An 18,356-nucleotide genomic window follows, 5' to 3' on the forward strand; every position below is an offset into this window, starting at 1 on the left:
GATGGGCAGGGCCGGCAGGCGGGTGAGGTCGCGAACTTCTGAACGCCCCGACCGCTGCCGTCGCGGACCGCTCCAGCGCACAGACGGTCCCGCTTGACCCGCACCGGGCAGGAATCAATTGGGGCGACACCCGCGCCGAGGCTGCCCAAGCAAATGCAATTTGCTGACGGGAAAGGGATACTCTGTCAGAGAGGCTGGGGAGGTTCCCGGCTGAAGGCTAGTGCTTGAAGGCTGAGGACCGGCTCCCGCCGCTTAGCCAGTGGGCGATATTCACCTGAAATTGCATAGAGGCTGGGGCCAGCTGGAGGATATTGGGGGCTGCAGCCGCTCGGAGAGATTGGAGCGTCATGCACCGCCCTGCCAGAACATTTGTGGCACTGCTGTCTGCGGCAGTGCTGCTGGCAACATCGGCCTGTTCCCCGGAACAGCCGGCCGCAGAAAACCGGACACTAAAGATCGTCTACCAAAAGACAGACTCCTTTACCGCCCTCGACACCTTGTTCAAGGATGCCAAGAAGGAATTTGAAGCCGCTAATCAAGGCACCACCGTTGAGCTGCAACCCATCGAGGCGAACGACGACGACTATGGCACCAAGCTTGCACTGGCCCTGAGATCAGCGGAAACCGCACCGGATGTCTTTTACGAGGATACTTTCAAAGTGCGGTCGGACGTCGACGCCGGATACCTCCTGAAGCTGGACAGTTACCTTGAGAAATGGGACGACTGGAAGACCTACAGCGAAGCCGTCAAAGCTGCCGGCACCGGGGACGACGGCGGCATCTACGCTGTCCCGCTGGGCACTGACACCCGCGGCATCTGGTACAACAAGAAGGTCCTGCAAAAGGCAGGGATCGCCGTGCCGTGGCAGCCCCGAACCTGGGATGAAATACTCGACGCTGCCCGCAAAATGAAAGCCGCGGATCCGTCCGTGGTTCCCTTCAACATGTACGCCGGCAAGGCGACCGGTGAAGGCACAGTGATGCAAAGCTTCTACGAGCTGTTGTATGGCACGGACAGCGAACTGTATGACCAGCAGGAGAAGAAGTGGGTGGTCGGTTCGCAGGGCTTCACCGATTCGCTGGCCTTCCTGAAAACCCTCTACGACGAAAAGCTGGCTGTTACGCCTGCCGAGGCGCTCGACGCGAACGTCTGGAAGAAGGTCTTCGGCGAATGGTTGCCGAAGGGCAAAATGGGGGCCGTCGTGGAAGGTTCATACGCGCCGTCGTTCTGGCAGAAGGGCGGCAGTTACGAGTGGGCAGGCTACGCCGAAGACATGGGCGTGGCTAAGTTCCCCACTCAGCGCGGCCAGGAGCCGGGCGGCGTCAGCATGTCGGGCGGCTGGACCCTGGCTGTCGGTGCGGACTCGAAGAATCCGGACCAGGCCTTCCAGTTCCTTGCCACGGCCCTGAACAAGAAGAACTCACTGGCGTTCACCGTTGCGAGTTCCCAAATCGCGGTCCGGTCCGACGTTGCCGCCGAACCCGACTACTTGGCGGCCAACCCGTTCGTCAAGGACGTGTCAGAACTCGTTTCCGTCACCCACTACCGTCCGGCAACAGCGGACTATCCGCGGGTCTCCGCGGCCGTGCAGGTTGCCACAGAAGCCGTAATCACGGGTACGCTGTCGCCGCAGGAGGCAGCAGAGCAGTACGACAAGACAATCAGGGACCAGGTGGGTGACGCCAAGGTCCTGCAGAAATAGCGCATGGGTGCCCGCAAGTCCGTCCGGCAGCAGCTCCGGCTGCTGCCGGTCGTGCCGTCCGTCCTGCTGCTCCTCCTTTTCCTCGCGGCGCCCGTCCTGTGGTCCTTCCACGCATCCTTCACGAATGCGGCCCTTACCGGCCGGAACGCCAGGAATCCGGCCTGGACCGGCGTCGAGAACTACGCGCGGCTGCTGACCGACTCCGCATTCCCGGCGTCAATAATCCTGACAGTTGTTTTCGTGGTGGCGTCCGCAATCGTGGGCCAGAATCTGCTGGGACTGCTGATTGCCGGACTGATGACGCGTGCCCGGAAGCCCGTGTCCGCCGTCGTGGGCACCGCCGTGGTGGCGGCCTGGGTGCTTCCGGAGATTGTTGCAGCGTTCGCCGCTTACGCCTATTTCAGCAAGGACGGGACGTTCAACCAGCTGCTCGCGGGTGCGGGCTGGGCAGGTACCGACTGGCTGTACGCGTTCCCCATGGTGGCCGTGGTGCTCGCCAACATCTGGCGCGGCACGGCCTTCTCCATGCTGGTGTACCGGGCGGCCCTCGCCGAGGTGCCGCAGGACATCTCCGAGGCCGCCCTCATGGACGGCGCCTCCGGCCGGCAGCGGCTGGTGTTCATCACGCTGCCATTGATCCGGTCCAGCATCGCCACGAACCTGATGCTTGTGACCCTCCAGACTTTGGCGGTCTTCACCCTGATCTGGGTGATGACGGCCGGCGGACCGTCCAATGCAAGCACCACTTTGCCGGTCCTTGCCTATCAGGAGGCCTTCAAGTTCGGCGACATAGGCTACGGCACCGCGATCGCCTCCGTGCTTATTGTCCTGGGCCTGGTGTTCGGGATTGCCTACGTCCGGCTGCTCAAGGGGGACAGCCGATGACGACGGCGGAACAGACGGCCCGGCGGACCGCTAAGGGGCGGGTAACCTCGCCACAGCGCAGCACTGCCAGTGCACCGGCAGATGCCGCGCTGCTGCTGATCGGCGCCTGCTTTCTGCTGCCGCTGCTGTGGCTGGTATTCGCTTCGCTGGATACCAACGCCGGTTACCAGACACAGCTGCCCGCTAACGCCTCGCTCACCAACTTTGCGGCGGTCATCACGCCGGAGTTGCTGCTCAGGCCGCTCTGGAACAGCCTCCTGCTCTCCGGCGGGACGGCAGCGGTGACCTTGGCGGCTGCCGTGCTGGCCGCCTACCCGCTTTCCCGGTTCCAGTCCAGGTTCAACAAGCCGTTCCTGTATTCGATCCTGTGCGGGACCTGCCTGCCCATCACCGCGATCATGGTTCCGGTCTACGGCCTGTTCGTCCAGTTGCGGCTGCTGGACTCCATGCCGTCAACCGTTCTCTTTATGGCGGCAACGGCGCTGCCAATGGCCATCTGGATGACCAAGAACTTCATGGACACGGTGCCCGTCTCGCTGGAGGAAGCCGCCTGGATGGACGGTGCCTCCGGGCTGACGGCCCTGCGCACCGTGGTGCTGCCCCTAATGCGACAGGGGCTGGGCGTGGTGTTCATCTTCGTTTTCATCCAGACCTGGGGCAACTTTTTCGTGCCCTTCATACTCCTGCTGTCCCCATCGAAACAGCCCGCGTCCGTTTCGATCTTCAGCTTCTTCGGCCAGCATGGCGCCATCGCCTACGGTGAGCTGGCCGCATTCTCCATCCTCTATTCGGTTCCGGTCCTGGTCCTGTACGTTTTGGTGGCGCGGGGGTCCGGCGGATCGTTCGCGTTGTCCGGGGCGGTCCGGGGCTAACCCGCGGTCAGCCGATGTCGTCGACACCGCAACGAGCCGGGCGCGACGTCACTCAACCACGGTGTCTGCGTGCCGGTGGGCCACTTTCCATTCGCCGCCTTCTCGGCGATAGATCTGCGTGGCCCGCAGGCTGTAACTGCGTGGCTGGCCGTCGACTGATGCTGAAGTGTGCTCTAAACCTGCGGTATAGGCCACGTCACCTACGACGTCATAGGCCTGCAAATCGAAGTTGTACGACGTGCAGTCAGAGAATTGCCTTTCAAGGCCCGTGAACAGCTCGTCCAGTTCACGCTGACCAACAGCGCTGCGCCACGCTCCCAAGATGCTCACGGGCTCTTTGCGGGACCATAGCGCCCGTCGCGGGGCGGCGTCACCGTTGTGAAGGGCGACTTCCGCCTGGTACAACGCGGACTTCACCCAGGCAAGGAATTCGTCGGAGTCACTCATACCTCAGTATGCTCCGGCAACAAAGTCGCTGCGAGAGCCAAACGGCAAGCGCTACTTCCGCTTCTTTTTCCTGTTCTTGCGTTGCGGCTGGCTGCGCTGGCTATGGGCGTGTGCGATCGCAGCGGCAGCCTCTGCCTCGACGTCGGCCTTCTTGCTTCCAGGGGAGGGGGCTGGCGGGAGGCCTTTCGCGGCGCGGCGCTCGGCGAGGGCCTTGGCTGCGGGGGAACCCGGCGTCGGCATCCGGCGGATGACGAAGAACTGCTGACCCATGGTCCACAGGTTGGTCGTCGTCCAGTAGATCAGGACACCGATGGGAAAGTTGATGCCGCCCACACCGAACACGATGGGCAGGAGGTAGAGCATCATTTTCTGCTGGCGCATGAACGGGGAGGCCATGGCCTCTTCAGACATGTTCTTGGCCATGATCTGCTTTTGCGTGATGAACTGCGAGGCCGTCATCGCCAGGATCATCACGATAGTCAGGATGGTGACCGCTGTCGGATTGCCTTCGGGATTGTGAAGCAGCGTAGCCGAGAGCGGGGCGCCGAAGATGGTGGAGTCATCGAACTGGATCACCTGGGCGTGGCTCATCGCACCAATGCCCTTGCCCTGGTCACGGGCGGTGCTTATGCCCGACAGCACAGTGAAAAGCGCGAAGAAGAACGGCATCTGGATCAGGAGGGGCAGGCAGGCGGAGAACGGGTTAGTGCCGTGCGTCTTGTACAGGGCCATCTGCTCCTGACCCATGGCCTGGCGGGACAGCGGGTCTTTCTTGCCCTTGTACTTGTCCTGCAGCTTTTTCAGGTCCGGCTGCAGCAGCTGCATGCCCCGCTGCGCCTTGATCTGCTTGACGAACACGGGAATCAGGGCTGCCCGGATCACCAGCACGAGCCCGATGATGGACAGCGTCCACGTCCAGCCGCTGGCCGGCGGCAACCCGATGATGCTCAGCCCCTCATGGAAGCCCACCATGATGATGGACACGAACCAGTTGAACGGAAACATGACCGTTTGAAAAAAGTCCATGCAATACCCCTGTTCATCAGGCTCACCCCAGGGCAGCTGCGCGTGCTCGCCGCCGCCCTGGGCGGCCCTGAGGCTTTTGCCCCCAGACTACGCGCACCCCGGCTGCTACGCTCGGGCAATCACCAGAGCCACGTGAGGTTTTGCACGCCGATCCCGGGCGTACGGGCCAGCCATGTTTCCATCAGTTCGCCAAGGTCGGATTCGTGGCCTGCTATGCCAAGCAGGCTCGCATCTGATGTTTGGGGGCTGTGGTCGTGTCCGTCCCGACGCACACCATGTGAACATTGCGAGCACATCAATCTGATTCCTGACCAGTCATCCATGCCCAACCCGCGGTGTTCGAGGAGGTCTGACAGCGACTGAAGGTCTTCTGGTGCGGCCCCGATGACCTCGGCTTGCCATGTTGGCAGGCCGGATTCTTCCAGACGCACGAGTTCGTCGAACACCGACACCTCCCGTTCGTCGAGCTGTCGGGTTCCTTTCGGTTCCCCATCGTGCAAAACTACGTCCCGAAACCTGTGGCCGGACTCGGGAAGCGGAACGCTCGCTATGACCGCGTGGGACGGGCTGCGGCGCCAACACCAGACCACCTCGGTAGTGCCCGCTGCAGGCATGACCTGATGAGGAAGGCTGGGGCGGTCAGGATTGATCCGGACTGGCGCCATGCCGCAGTCCACATCGATCGGTTCAGCACCTTCTCCGGGAAGATCGATGCCATAGGCTGCCCAGGCGCGTCTGGCCGTGGCCCAATCGCCCAGTGCTGTTGATGCGATGCCTAAATTCCAAGCCGCGGGGTTGGCACCGTCGAACTCCTCAGCGTCCTTGGAAGTGAATAGCTCAACGGCCCGAGCGTTGCGTTCCGCGCTTTCTGGCCAATTGCCACGGGCCTTGGACAGGATACCGGCCTGAAACCAGCTGTAATAGGAGTTCGGAGTCAGCTGCAGCAATTCGGCAGCAAGCCTGGCCGCGCCGGCCTCGTCTCCTGCCTCGTCCGCGGCCTTCCACTCCGACCACACGTCCTGAGGTTTGCGTTTCTTCCCAAAACCGGCCCAGCTGTGTCTCCCCATCCGTCCAGTATGCGGCCGGGAATCCAGTTTTAGGAGGGATACCCTCAGGTGCAGGTCACGCGGTCCGTCGGGATCGACGTCGTTCGGGTCGCCGTTAGGCGTCTTGCCGCCGCTGCCCCAAAGCTGCACAGAACTATGCCCACGTCCTTGAAATAGTAGGACCTGACGCTCAGCCCGGTCAGCGTTCCTGAGAGTGCACAGGTTTGCCGGGCATGAGGGTCTTTGAACAGCCCGTCCCAGTTCCTCCATTGCCCGGCCGATCCGTGCCGCAGCAGTCATCCTCTTCAGGAGAGCCGTCTTCAGCAGCGACGCCGGCAGGTGCAGCCAGCGGCACGGTGCAGCAGACGTCGCCGCGCCAGGCATTGATGCCCTCGCGGACGGCGATCCCGGCAATGACCAAGGCAGCACCGGCGTCGGCCCACCACCATCCCATGGCGCTGTTCAGCACCAGACCGACCAGCAGGACTGCCGACAGGTAGGTGCACAGCAGGGTCTGTTTGGAATCCGCCACAGCCGTCCTGGAGCCAAGCTCCCGCCCGGCACGCCGCTGCAGCCATGACAGGATCGGCATGATGGCCAGGCTGACGGCCGCGATCACGATGCCCGGCGTGGAATGCCGGGCTTCGCCACCGCCCGTCAGGGACCCCACGGAATCCACGGTGACAAAGGCGGCAAGGGCGAAGAACGATATGGCGATGATCCGCAGGGTCAGGTGCTCTCGTTTCACCGGATCCTTGGCAGAGAACTGCCAAGATAAAGCCACCGCAGACGCGACCTCAATCACCGAATCCAGGCCGAATCCGATTAGCGCCGAGGAGTCCGCCACATTTCCGGCCCAGAGGGCCACGACGGCCTCGACGATGTTGTACGTGATCGTCGCGGCCGCGAACATCCGGACGCGGCGGCTCAAGACGGCGCGGCGGGCGGGCGACGGGACGGTCGGTGTGGCAGTGCTCATGCGACGCACGTCCCATCGGGCGCGCAGCATGCAGGGTCAACGGCCAGCACGACGCCGATCAGATCCTTGACCGCATGGCCCAAGCGGGCGTCGGCAAGCTCGTACCGGGTGCGCCGGCCATCCGCGGCGGCCACCACTAAGCCGCAGCCGCGCAAGCAGCTCAAATGGTTGGACATGCTCTGCCGAGACACTCCCAGGGCGTCGGCCAAATCCGACGGGTAGGCTGGCTCGTCCGCCAGCGCCAGCAGAATCCGGGCCCGGGTCGGATCCGAGACAGCGTAGCCAAACCGCGCGAGCACCGGAGCGTGCGTGAGGGTTTCCATGGACCCAAAAGTACACTCAAGCGTGTATTCAGGCAATCGTGTATTGCGGGCCAGCCGAAAACGCAGGCCGAAAACGCAGGCCGAAAAGTGGGGCAGGCGCGGGTTGGCACGGTGGCTGGTATGGGGCTTGGCCCCGATCCGTACTCGCAAAGACCGGCGGCGGGCTGGGAGTCTACGTGGCATGGGGGAAACCACCAGACCGTCCGTCGCCGGCCTGAAATAAGCCTACGCCGCCAACCACTTTTGGCCCATGGTTAAACAGGAACATCTGCCGCAAGAGATGGATCCGCGCTGGAAGTGCCGGACTGCCAGGTGGAACATGGCTGCTGAGGACGGTCTTACTCGGTGGTTTCACGCGGGCTGTTCATGGACTTGGAGGGTCTGGACACAGACAGCCAGCGGATTTACCTTTCAGGAGTAGGGGTGCTGTTCCGGCAGAACGGCGCCCGCTACCGGTCCGTTTTTCGCGGGCCGTCCCTCACTGACAGGAGGAAGAAAATGCAAACCGTTGAAGAGACCGTTGATGTCGATGTTCCGGTCCATACGGCCTACAACCAGTGGACACAGTTCGAATCCTTCCCGCAGTTCATGTCCGGAGTTGAATCCGTAACCCAACTGACCGATACAACCAACCACTGGGTTACCAAGGTCGCTGGTGTGCAGCGGGAATTCGATACGGAAATAGTCGACCAGGAGCCGGACGACCGGATCGCCTGGCGCAGCACCGACGGCAAGTCTCATGCCGGCATCATCCGGTTCACGCCGCTCGATGCCAATCACACCAAGGTTAAGGTCCATTTTGAATGGGCGCCGGAAACCTTCACCGAGAAAGCAGGTGCGGCCCTGAAGATCGACGAAATGCAAGTAAAAGCCGACATGCGTAAATTCAAGGACTTCATCGAGTCACGCGGCACCGAAACCGGAGCCTGGCGTGGAGAAGTCGAGGACACCGGCCCCACCGGGCAGATGTAGAAGCCTCTGTCGGGTCATCTGAGGAGAATGCCATGACCACTGCGCGTGAAATCATGACCGGCGGCGTTGAATGCGTCGGTGAAAAGGAAACCCTGGAACAGGCTGCGCGGAAAATGAAGGACCTCGACGTCGGTTCTCTGCCCATCTGCGGTGAGGACAACCGGCTCAAAGGCATGCTCACGGACCGTGACATTGTGATCAAGTGCCTCGCTGACGGCGGCGACCCCCGAACCGCCACCGCCGGGGAATTTGGCCAGGGCAAGCCTGTGACCATCGGCGCCGACGATTCCATCGAGGAAGCGATCAGGACGATGCAGGAACACCAGGTCCGTCGGCTGCCGGTCATTGACGGCCATGACCTGGTCGGAATGCTCAGCCAGGCCGACATCGCCCGCAACTACCCTGAGGACAGGGTTGGCGAGCTCGTCGAACTCATCTCCTTCTACTAAATAGAACCCTCATCCGGCCGGGTCCACCGGGCGCCAGGGCTGCGCTGTACCAACCCGTACACGCGCCCATGGCGCCCGTTGCCTGGCCGGGAACCTGTCCTGCATCCTCAGCTTTGTTACACCGCGCCAGCGCGTCCTTGGCCGGGGTGAGAGCTCCTCGGGCTCCCATGGGTCGTCCCCAGACCGGCGCTTCGCCCTTGCCGGGTGAATGACTTCGGAGGAGGATACCTTCACACTGACGGAGGCCCTCATGACGCAGCTAGGCAAATTCGAGAAGTACCTGATCGAGGAGTTTTTCGACGATTACCGCGCCGGGACCATGAGCCGACGCACCTTCACGCGTCGGGTGGCCTTCATTACCGGCAGCATGGGCGCAGCTGCGGCGGCGATGCTGCTGGTGGGCTGCACTCCAAATGAGGTTCCGCGCAGCACCGACCCCATGCCAACCCCCGAACCGACAACCCCGTCTCCGGGCGGAGGAACTGCCACCGCAGGCGCAGTTCCTGGGGCCAAGAGTCCGCTGTCTGTTCCGGAAGGTGCCGCCGGCATGCTGACGGCGACCGTGCAGGTACCTGCGGGCGCCACCAACATCAGCGGGTACCTTGCCCGGCCACAGGGGAACCGGCCCGGGCCTGCCGTCCTGGTTTGCCACGAAAACCGCGGGCTAACGCCCCACATCCAGGACGTGGCGCGCCGCTTCGCCAAGGCCGGGTATGCGGCGCTCGCATTGGACTTGCTCAGCCGCGAGGGCGGCACTGCCAGGCTGGACCGGGATGCCGTACCCGGTGCGCTGACCAAGGCAGGAGCCCAACGCCACGTCTCCGACTTCAAAGCCGGTTTCGACTATCTGAACACACAGGACTATGTCGACTCGGGCCGCATCGCCATGACCGGCTACTGCTTTGGAGGCGGCATCACCTGGCAGGCGGCGACGGAGCTGACAGGTCTTAAGGCAACGTCGGCGTTTTACGGGCCTGCGCCGGATTTGGAAAAAGTTCCGGCCATCAAACCGGCGGTTTTTGGTGTTTATGCGGAACTCGACGACCGGATCACCGGCGCCATGCCGGCCCTCCGGGACGCCCTCGCCGCAACAGAGGTCCGCCACGAGATCAAGGTCTATCCCGGCGTCGACCACGCGTTCCACAACGACACCGGAGAGCGCTACAACGAGGCACAGGCGACCGCCGCGTGGAACGACACTCTGGCGTGGTTCGAACGGTACGTCTAAGGCACGGGGCTCAAACGTCCGCCTGTGCGACTAGGACCTTTTGAGCAGCACCATGGCTTCGTAGTGGGAAGTTTGGGGGAACATATCCAGCAGCCGGACGCGCCGTGCCGTGAACGAGGGCATGGCTGCAAGATCGCGGGCCAGCGACTTGGCATTGCAGCTCGAGTAGACCACATGCTGCACGGTTGAGGATTCCAGCCAGCCGCACAGCTCGTTGCCGATGCCCCGCCTCGGAGGATTGACGATCACGAGTTCGGGCTCCGGGCTTGTGGAAACGGCGAAGGCTGTGGCGTCGCCGGACTGGAATCGAACCCTCTGCAGGCCCGCGTCCCTGCTGCTCAATTCGGCGCTGGTGATGGCTTCCCGGCTGGTTTCGACGCCGATGACGTCCCGGGACGGGTCGGCGCAGTGCAGGGCAAAGCCGCCAACACCGCAGTAGAGGTCCCAGACGGAAGCCGGCGCGACTTCACTGACCCATTCGCTTCCCTGGCGGTACAGGGCAGCGGCCATCTCGGTATTGGTCTGGAAGAAGCTCTGCGGCCTCAGGTGGAGGTCGAGGTCATTGACGCGCATTCGCAGCGTTGACTGCTCAGTGAGCACCACCTCACGGTCGCCTTCCAGCACAGCCTTGTGCTCCGGGTGCAGGTTGACGGACACCACCTTCAGCTGCGGCACCGCTTCCAGCAAGAAGGGCAGATGACGGCGGATGCGGTTGATCAGGTTCTCTGACCGCAAGACCAGGCGCAGCATCAGTTCGCCGTCCGGGGATTCGGTGACAATCAGGTGCTTGAGCTCGCCGCTGCGCCTTGGCACATCATAAGGCGTGAGCCGGGCCTGGCTGATGAACGAAGCGAAGGCAGGGAAGCAGGCCTGCAGGCCGGGCGAGCACACCCCGCATTCGCGCAGGTCCACACCCCGCCCCTCGGTGTCGAGAATACCGAGGGTAGGATTCCGTACCGAACCACCGACCACCATCTTGGCCTTGTTGCGGAAACCAGCCTCGCGGCTGCCCACCGGCGGCAGCCATTGCAGCGAGCTGTGGCCGGCGAGGAGCGTTCGGCAGTGCAGCTCTTTGGCTGCTAGCTGTTCGGCATACGGCTGGCCCATGTGTGTGCAGGAAAGGCAGCGGGCAGCATCAAAGTAGGAGCATTGCATGATGTTGCAATTCTACTTTTCCCGCGGAACGTCCCGTGGTTCCACAGTCAGTCCCCGGTCTTCCCAACCAATCCTGCTGACTAGGCTTTTCCGGACAGCCTGTCCTGTGCCGCCAGATCGGTTAGCCATGGCCGGGCTCCGTGATGGAACGTCATCCCCTCGGGGAGCCCATGGACGGTCGCGGCAGTACCGGAAACGTCAATCGTGATTCGTCCGCCGGCCATTGGCGCGTTGGTGATATGCAGGTCGCCGTAGGATTCCGGAAGTGCAGGATCCATCCACAGACTGCCGTTGGCAACGTCGGCATGGTAGCCCATCAGGCTCTTGATCAGTACGAGAGGAGTGGTCGCGGCCCAGGCCTGCGGGGAACACGCCGCCGGATAAGGCACAGGCCCTGCAAACTGGTCCCGGCTGAAGCCGCAGAAGAGTTCCGGCAGCCTGCCATCGGAGTACTCCGCTGCCTCAAAGAGTGCGGTTGAGATCCGCTGCGCCTGTTCCACGAAACCGTAGCGCATCAGGCCAGCGACGATGATCCCGTTGTCATGCGGCCAGACGGACCCGTTGTGGTAACTGGCGGGGTTGTAGGCGCCCATGTCGCTGGCCAGGGTCCTCACCCCCCAGCCACTGAACATCTCGGGAGACATGAGCCGATCGACCACCAGGGGCGCCTTGTCCTCATCGAGAATGCCGAACACCAGGCACTGTCCCATGTTGGAGGCGCATGCATCGACCGGCCGCTTCTTCCCGTCCAGCCCGATGGCGTAGTAGCCACGGTCGGGGAGCCAGAACCGTTCATTGAACTGCTTCTTCAGCTGCACCCCGCGGTTCCGGTACTCGGCCGCCAGGGCTGCGTCGCCGGCGTCAGAGGCAAGTTTGGAGCGGATCATATACGCGGCATAGACCTGCGCCTGGACCTCGCATAGGGCGATCGGGGGCTCGGCCAGTGTACCGTCGGCGAAATTGATCCCGTCCCAGGAGTCCTTCCAGCCCTGATTGACCAGCCCCCGGGGGTTGAGGCGCGCGTATTCGACGAACCCGTCACCGTCCTTGTCTCCGTAATCACGTATCCAGTCCAGTGCCCGGTCTGCGTGTGGCAGCAGTGCGGCGATGGTATCCGGAGCGAATCCCCAGCGGCTAAGCTCCCCGAGGACGCAGACGAACAGGGGTGTGGCGTCGACAGTTCCGTAGTAGGCGGGCTTTCCGCCCAGTACCAGTGCGCCGGAGGCGTTAAGCCTGACCTCGTGCAGGATTTTGCCGGGCTCCTCCTCGCTCATCCCATCGACGGTGCGGCCTTGGCGGTCCGCCAGTGTTTGCAAGGTGCCAAGGGCGAGGGACGGATCAACCGCCATCGCCATGCTGGAAGCCCATAATGAGTCCCGCCCGAACAGGGTCATAAACCAGGGAGCTCCAGCTGCCACGACAATCCGCTCCGGATGGCTCGGATCTTCGATGCGGAGCGCGCCCAAGTCGTCATAGCTGCGCTGCAGGGTCCGTTCGATGGAGCGGTTGCCCATGTGCAGTTTGGGAATCTTCGCCACCCACTCGCGCCGGCGGTGGTCCCGGGGGGACAAGTCCCCGCCTTCGGTATGGATGAACGACGGCGGGGGAGGAGTTGCTGCCTCGCTGCTTGGGACGGCGGTGAGGACGGTACTCCACTGGCTGTGCGGCGCGACGGACACCCGGTAAGTCAGGGCGTCCTGTGTGACGTCGGCTCCAGGAGCCTGGACAAGGAGCCCCTTCCGGACATCCTGCCAGACGGCACGGATGGTCAGCGAATCACCGTCCACCTGCCGCATTTCTTCCCAACGCCGCCGGATCCGGGCCTCCTTGACCTCGAAAAGATCCGCGAAATCAGCTTCAGGCTTTACCGAAATAACGCATTCGGCCGGCTCCGCAGAGTAATTACGAATAGTGACCTGCTCCTGGATATCGGAACCCACCTCGCGCAACCGCTCCACGATCAACGGGCTGTCCGCATACCCATCTGAACGGGTAGCACGCCCCGCAAACAGCGCCCTGTACGGTTCCTTTATCTCCGCCGCCAGGGGCTCAATCGACTCGCCGTCAATGGTCAGGCTCCAGCCGGACACGATGCGGGAGTCCTCATGGAAGACTCCATGCTGGTATTGCGGATGGATATCCCCGTTGACGAGGGAGATGCAGAAGGAGGAACCCTCCACCAAAGTGATCGTTCCGGCGCCTACAGGCCCGGCAGCCGTGTCAGCATTCCACCCAGCCATCCGCACTCCTTCAATCGACTGGCAGGGCGCGGCGCGACAGCAGGCTCCATCAACCCTCGGTCGCCCCTTTACCCTGTTTAACCGACATTACGCCTGCCTGCCTGTTGCGGGATGGGTGCCCCTCGCCAGAAGTGCTGACGGAACCCTCAAGCCAGGAACGCAGGGCAGGAACCGGCGCGGCGCTCTGCCTGGATACAACCTTCCCTTGGGCGGGACTACAAGGATTGGGACGCTAACCGCCGCCTGGGAAAGCTGATCCTGTCGAGATCATTGGCCGCAATGACCGCAGCGCCGTCCGCCCGTGCCCTTGCTTGGTCCGCAAGCAGGCCGGTGTCCCCATAACGGGACGAGAAATGGGTGAGGACCAGCGTTTCGGCGCCGCCAACGGCCGCCAGGTCACCGGCCTGGCCAGCCGTGAGGTGGGCATATTGCGTGGCCAGGGATGCGTCGTCATCACTGAACGTTGATTCGGCCACGAGCAGGTCCACGCCGTCGGCCAGCGCTTCGGCGCCCTCGCAGGGAGCGGTGTCCATGATGAAGGCGAAGCGCTGGCCCGGCCGGGGCACGCTCACGTCCTCAAGCCGCACGCCGTCAAGGTTCCCCTCGCGTTGCAGCCGCCCGATGTCCGGGCCGGTTATGTGCGCCGCTTTCAGCTCCTCAGGCAGAAACGTGCGGCCGTCAGGTTCGCTGAGCCGGTAGCCGAAGGTTTCAATGCGGTGCCGCAGAGGCTGCACGTCCAGGCCCGGGGCGATCTGCCCGGCCTCGGCGTGGGGCTGCAGCCGCAGGTCCAAGCCGGGGGAGGCGACGGACACCAGCGCACGGACGACGTCGTCGCCGGTGGCGGGATAGTGCAGATGGACCGGGTGCGTCACACCATCCAGCACCATGCGTGACAGCACCCCGGGCAGCCCGAAGCAGTGATCGCCGTGGACGTGGGTGAGGCAGATGCGCGTAATTTGGGAGGCCGAAACTCCTGCGTGGATCATTTGCCGCTGCGTGCCCTCTCCCGGGTCAAAGAGCAGTCCCTCGCCGTCCCAGCGCAACAGGTAGCCGTTGTGATTGCGGGCGCGGGTTGGCACTTGGGAGGCGGTGCCCAGCACGACCAGTTCACGCATGAAACCGAGTCTCTCACTGGTTAGCGAGGCATGGCCACCCGTCATCCTGCTCATGCCTGCTGCAAAAAACCGCCTGCCTTCAACGCCGTCTCCGGAGGTTTATGAAAAGATCAACCATGCGTCCGATGCAGCTCTCCAGCAAACTTCAGAATGTCCGCTATGAACTGCGGGGGCCACTGCTTCAAACGGCGAAGCAAATGGAGGCCGAGGGCCACCGGATTCTCAAAATGAATCTCGGGGACACCGCAGAGTTCGGACTGGAGGCGCCCGAATCCGTGGTCGTGGATATGATCCATCATCTGCGGGGGGCCCAGGGATACAGCGATTCCAAGGGCATCTTCTCGGCGCGCACGGCGATTTCCCAGTACTACCAGACCCGAGGCCTCCTGCAGATCGGCGTCGAGGATATCTTCATCGGCAACGGCGTCAGCGAGCTCATTTCCATGACCCTGCAGGCGTTCATGGAAAACGGGGATGAAGTCCTCATCCCGGCTCCCGACTACCCGCTGTGGACCGCAGCTGTCGCGCTGACAGGCGGCAAACCGGTGCACTACCTGTGTGACGAGGGCGAAAACTGGTGGCCGGACATGGCCGACGTCGAGTCAAAGATCACCCAACGCACTAAAGCGATTGTCATCATCAACCCGAACAACCCCACCGGGGCCGTCTACCCCCGGCATATTCTGGAGCAGTTCGCCGCCCTGGCCCGCAAACACAACCTCGTGCTTTTCTCGGACGAGATCTACGAGAAAATCCGTTACGAGGATGCCGAGCACATTCACACTGCCTCCGTCGCAGAGGACGTCTGCTGCCTGACCTTCAGCGGACTTTCCAAGGCATACCGCATGCCCGGCTACCGCGCCGGTTGGGTGGCCGTCACCGGCCCGCACGCCGTGACACTGGCCTACCGCGAAGGGCTCGAGCTGCTGGCTTCCCTCCGGTTGTGCCCCAACGTCCCTGCCCAGCACGCGATCCAAACCTGTCTTGGCGGCTATCAGAGCATCGAGGCCCTGATCCGGCCCGGGGGGAGGCTGCGTGAACAGCGCGATCGTGCGCACAAACTCCTGACAGCCATTCCAGGAGTGACGTGCGTGCCCGCCGCGGGAGCCATGTACCTGTTTCCACGGCTCGATCCTGAACTGTATCCGGTCAAAAACGACGAGCAGTTCGTCCTTGAGCTGCTCCGCGACCAAAAGATCCTGGTGTCGCACGGAACGGCCTTCAACTGGCCCCAGCCGGATCACTTCCGGTTCGTCATCCTGCCATCGGTGGAGGATATCGAAGAAGCAGTGCGCAGGATCTCAACCTTCCTGGCCGCATACCGCAACAGCTGACGGGAGCCCCGGAGGTCAACAGACCGGATGGCCGTGGTCGCAGATTGTTTTGCCTGGCCGGACTTCGCGCCAAGGCCAGTGGCTTCCCGGATGCGGATTGGCCGCCACGGAGACGGACGGCGCAGAATGAACAGGTGAGTGAGGCTGGCGAGTTCATCGACCGCGCCCTGCAGCGGGAGGGGGCGTGGTACAGGGCCGACGAGATGCGCCGAACATATGGTGGCCGTTCCCAGGACGGGCATCTGCAGAGCCGTGATCTCCAAGATGGTGACGAGCAGGGCGTCCGGCTTGAGTTCTACGGGTCCTCCGTTGGTGCGGTGCGGGGCGCAGTGAGAGACGCCCTCCGCCGTCACTCCGACCTGACGCACGATGACGTCACCGCGTTGAGTTCCGAGCTATGGGCTGAGCCGGTCTTTGAACGCCGCCTCGCAGCCGCGGTTCTCCTGCAATCCAAGGTGCGGCTTCTGAGGAACTCGGATCTGACCCGCATTGAAGGCTTTGTCAGAACCGGCCGGTTGCGCGCACTGGTCGACCCCCTGGCCGTCGACGTGGTGGGGCCGTTGATGGAGAGTATCGACGCGCAGGGCAGGCGTCGCGCTGAGGCGGTGCTCGACCGGTGGGCGCGTGAATCCGACGTGTGGCTGCGCCGCGCCGCCCTCCTCGCTCCGCTGCGTGCCCTGCAGCAGGGTGGGGGTGACTGGGACAGGTTCACCAGCCGGGCGGCGTTCATTCTCGCGGAGCCTGCAGCTCCCGGACCCGACGGCGTCGCTGCCCGGGAGGCGATCGCGCTGGTCCTCGATGAAGTGTCGAAAAGCCGGCCCGAGCTGCGGCTTTCGCGCGCCGCTCAAAGACGTGGTTAGGCGCTGACCTTCTCGGGCTCTTCGACGGACACGGCCCCTGCTTCGACGGCCTCGGTCGCTGCAGACGGGACGGGCGCCTCCTGGGACGCTGTCGCCACCGGGTCGAGGTGCTGGGGGAGCGGGTGGAAGTGGCCGTGCCCCAGTGCCCCGAAGTCGTACGCAGTCTCGGCGTGCTCGGACAGATCGACGCCCGTGACCTCGTCCTCGTGGCTGACCCGGAAGCCGATGGTCTTGTGGATCGCGATGCCGATGACGGCCGTCATGAGGACCGAGAGTCCGAGGGTGATGAGCGTCGCCGCGGTCTGGGCAATGAGCTGCTGGAAGCCGCCACCATAGAGGAGACCTCCGCCCGCGCCGTCGACCGGCAGGGCGATGAAACCCAGCGCCAGTGTTCCGACCAGCCCGGCGCCCAGGTGCACGCCCACGACGTCAAGGGAATCGTCGAAACCGAACTTGTACTTCAGTTCCACGAACATGGCGCAGGCGAACCCAGCCACCAGCCCCAGGCCCACCGCGGCCAGGGGGCTGATGTTTGCGCAGGACGGGGTGATCGCCACCAGACCGGCGACGGCACCGGACGCGGCACCGAGGGACGTCGGGTGGCCGTGGCGGACCTTCTCGGTGACGAGCCAGCTGAGCAGCGCGGCGGCAGGGGCCACGAGGGTATTGATCCAGATCAGTCCGGCCTGCTCGGCGGTAGTGGCTGCACCGGCATTGAAACCAAACCAGCCGAACCACAGGAGGGCCGCGCCGAGCATGATGAACGGGACGTTGTGGGGCCGGTGGCCGGGGTCCTTGCCGAAGCCGTGGCGTTTGCCGACGATGAGGGCGAGGACCAATGCGGCGCTCCCGGAGCTGATTTCGACGACGGTGCCGCCTGCGAAGTCAATGACCTGGCCGAACGCCGCAGTGACAGCTCCGCCCTGGCTCATGAGGCCGCCGCCCCAGACCATGAAGGCGAGGGGGCAGTAGACGGCTGTGATCCAGAGAGGAACAAAAACAACCCATGCCGTGAACTTCGCCCGGTCGGCGACAGCGCCGCTGATGAGGGCGACGGTAAGCATGGCGAACGTGGCGCTGTAGCCGGCTTTGATGAGGTCCGTACCGGCAAGGTTGGTCAGCCCGAAGCTGGCGAACGGATTGCCGAAGAGGCCCATGATGCCTTCGCCGCCGGTCATCGAGTAGCCCCAGAGAACCCAGACGATTCCGACGATGCCTGCTGATACGAAGCTCATCATGATCATGTTGAGCGAGGCCTTCGCCCGCGTCATGCCCCCATAAAACAGGCCCAGGGCAGGGGTCATGAGCAGAACGAGCGCCGTCGACAGCAGTATCCAGATGTTTCCAGCAGTGAGTTCCACCGGTGTGTCCCTTCGCATCACAGTAGCCAACCGGGCTCCGTTGATGCCCGCCGTTTTCCCCTCGTCGATACTTGTCGACCTTTGTTTCAGGGCGGGGCTGGCTGCGTTTCGTCAAAGTTTCGGAATCGGACCTTGCGTAAAGCCCGCGTGACCGGACTGTTTCGGGCATGTTAACGAAAGCCCTCGGGTGTGCTCGCGCTCCTGGCCACTCCTCGTACGTGTCCGCGAAAACACGGGAACCGGGAGTTCGCCACGGTGAGGCCCGGACAGGAGCGGCAGCATTACGGCTGAGTGAACGGATCCTCACCGGACATCAGCTCCTCCCGAGTGCCATCTGGGGGATTGACCGCCGCCGCGGGGC

At 63.5% G+C, this 18,356-nt stretch carries 17 protein-coding genes; 8 read left to right on the top strand and 9 right to left on the bottom strand.

Annotated features, from left to right (window positions below):
• Positions 1 to 347 precede the first annotated feature (347 nt).
• The 3 genes from ACIP90_RS01065 to ACIP90_RS01075 are packed head-to-tail and all read left to right on the top strand — an operon-like array spanning position 348 to position 3,460.
• Complete coding sequence (locus ACIP90_RS01065) at positions 348 to 1,703, top strand: extracellular solute-binding protein (protein WP_400575982.1); 1,356 nt, start codon at positions 348 to 350, stop codon at positions 1,701 to 1,703.
• 3 nt (positions 1,704 to 1,706) lie between these two features.
• Positions 1,707 to 2,588 carry a carbohydrate ABC transporter permease gene (locus ACIP90_RS01070; RefSeq protein WP_400575984.1) on the top strand — a complete coding sequence of 294 codons (882 nt, stop codon included), beginning with the start codon at positions 1,707 to 1,709 and terminating at the stop codon, positions 2,586 to 2,588.
• Positions 2,585 to 3,460, top strand: coding sequence for a carbohydrate ABC transporter permease (locus ACIP90_RS01075; protein WP_400575986.1), 876 nt, complete (start codon positions 2,585 to 2,587; stop codon positions 3,458 to 3,460). The genes ACIP90_RS01070 and ACIP90_RS01075 overlap by 4 nt, the downstream gene beginning before the upstream one ends.
• Positions 3,461 to 3,508: 48 nt before the next feature.
• Here the strand turns inward: ACIP90_RS01075 and ACIP90_RS01080 are convergent, their stop codons facing one another.
• From ACIP90_RS01080 to ACIP90_RS01100, 5 genes are all read right to left on the bottom strand, one after another.
• Positions 3,509 to 3,907, bottom strand: coding sequence for a nuclear transport factor 2 family protein (locus tag ACIP90_RS01080; protein ID WP_400575988.1), 399 nt, complete (start codon positions 3,905 to 3,907; stop codon positions 3,509 to 3,511).
• Positions 3,908 to 3,958: 51 nt separating this feature from the next.
• Positions 3,959 to 4,933 (bottom strand): membrane protein insertase YidC, encoded by a 975-nt coding sequence (gene yidC, locus ACIP90_RS01085; RefSeq protein WP_400575989.1) that lies wholly within the window; start codon positions 4,931 to 4,933, stop codon positions 3,959 to 3,961.
• A 119-nt stretch (positions 4,934 to 5,052) separates the two neighbouring features.
• A complete protein-coding gene (locus ACIP90_RS01090; protein ID WP_400575990.1) occupies positions 5,053 to 6,249 on the bottom strand; it encodes a tetratricopeptide repeat protein in 1,197 nt (398 codons plus the stop codon).
• Entirely contained in the window at positions 6,179 to 6,958 is a 780-nt protein-coding gene (locus ACIP90_RS01095; RefSeq protein ID WP_400575992.1) for a cation diffusion facilitator family transporter, read from the bottom strand. The genes ACIP90_RS01090 and ACIP90_RS01095 overlap by 71 nt, the downstream gene beginning before the upstream one ends.
• Positions 6,955 to 7,281, bottom strand: coding sequence for an ArsR/SmtB family transcription factor (locus tag ACIP90_RS01100; protein WP_400575993.1), 327 nt, complete (start codon positions 7,279 to 7,281; stop codon positions 6,955 to 6,957). Before ACIP90_RS01100 ends, ACIP90_RS01095 begins: the two co-directional genes overlap by 4 nt.
• 498 nt (positions 7,282 to 7,779) lie before the next feature.
• Here ACIP90_RS01100 and ACIP90_RS01105 point away from each other — a divergent pair, with 498 nt between their 5' ends.
• The 3 genes from ACIP90_RS01105 to ACIP90_RS01115 all read left to right on the top strand — a co-directional run bounded on the left by ACIP90_RS01105 (position 7,780) and on the right by ACIP90_RS01115 (position 9,930).
• Positions 7,780 to 8,253, top strand: coding sequence for an SRPBCC family protein (locus tag ACIP90_RS01105; protein ID WP_400575995.1), 474 nt, complete (start codon positions 7,780 to 7,782; stop codon positions 8,251 to 8,253).
• A gap of 32 nt (positions 8,254 to 8,285) precedes the next feature.
• Positions 8,286 to 8,702: a CBS domain-containing protein gene (locus ACIP90_RS01110; protein WP_400575997.1), complete on the top strand. Its 417-nt coding sequence runs from the start codon at positions 8,286 to 8,288 to the stop codon at positions 8,700 to 8,702.
• A 250-nt stretch (positions 8,703 to 8,952) separates the two neighbouring features.
• Positions 8,953 to 9,930 carry a dienelactone hydrolase family protein gene (locus ACIP90_RS01115; protein ID WP_400575998.1) on the top strand — a complete coding sequence of 326 codons (978 nt, stop codon included), beginning with the start codon at positions 8,953 to 8,955 and terminating at the stop codon, positions 9,928 to 9,930.
• Between the two features lie 30 nt (positions 9,931 to 9,960).
• Here the strand turns inward: ACIP90_RS01115 and rlmC are convergent, their stop codons facing one another.
• From rlmC to ACIP90_RS01130, 3 genes are all read right to left on the bottom strand, one after another.
• Positions 9,961 to 11,085, bottom strand: coding sequence for a 23S rRNA (uracil(747)-C(5))-methyltransferase RlmC (gene rlmC / locus ACIP90_RS01120; protein WP_400576000.1), 1,125 nt, complete (start codon positions 11,083 to 11,085; stop codon positions 9,961 to 9,963).
• An 80-nt stretch (positions 11,086 to 11,165) separates the two neighbouring features.
• A complete protein-coding gene (locus ACIP90_RS01125) occupies positions 11,166 to 13,325 on the bottom strand; it encodes a glycogen debranching N-terminal domain-containing protein (RefSeq protein ID WP_400576002.1) in 2,160 nt (719 codons plus the stop codon).
• Between the two features lie 215 nt (positions 13,326 to 13,540).
• A complete protein-coding gene (locus tag ACIP90_RS01130) occupies positions 13,541 to 14,440 on the bottom strand; it encodes a ribonuclease Z (protein ID WP_400576003.1) in 900 nt (299 codons plus the stop codon).
• Between the two features lie 116 nt (positions 14,441 to 14,556).
• Between ACIP90_RS01130 and ACIP90_RS01135 the strand changes: the two genes are divergently transcribed.
• On the top strand, positions 14,557 to 15,774 hold the full coding sequence (locus ACIP90_RS01135) for a pyridoxal phosphate-dependent aminotransferase (RefSeq protein ID WP_400576005.1): 1,218 nt from the start codon (positions 14,557 to 14,559) through the stop codon (positions 15,772 to 15,774).
• A gap of 134 nt (positions 15,775 to 15,908) precedes the next feature.
• Positions 15,909 to 16,634, top strand: coding sequence for a DNA alkylation repair protein (locus ACIP90_RS01140; protein ID WP_400576007.1), 726 nt, complete (start codon positions 15,909 to 15,911; stop codon positions 16,632 to 16,634).
• Here the strand turns inward: ACIP90_RS01140 and ACIP90_RS01145 are convergent.
• Positions 16,631 to 17,995, bottom strand: a complete 1,365-nt coding sequence (locus ACIP90_RS01145) for an ammonium transporter (protein WP_400576009.1) — start codon at positions 17,993 to 17,995, stop codon at positions 16,631 to 16,633. The two genes, ACIP90_RS01140 and ACIP90_RS01145, sit on opposite strands and share 4 nt — an antisense overlap.
• Between the last annotated feature and the right edge of the window lie 361 nt (positions 17,996 to 18,356).

It is taken from the genome of Arthrobacter sp. NPDC093139 (genome assembly GCF_044754165.1).
Taxonomy (GTDB): Bacteria; Actinomycetota; Actinomycetes; order Actinomycetales; family Micrococcaceae; genus Arthrobacter.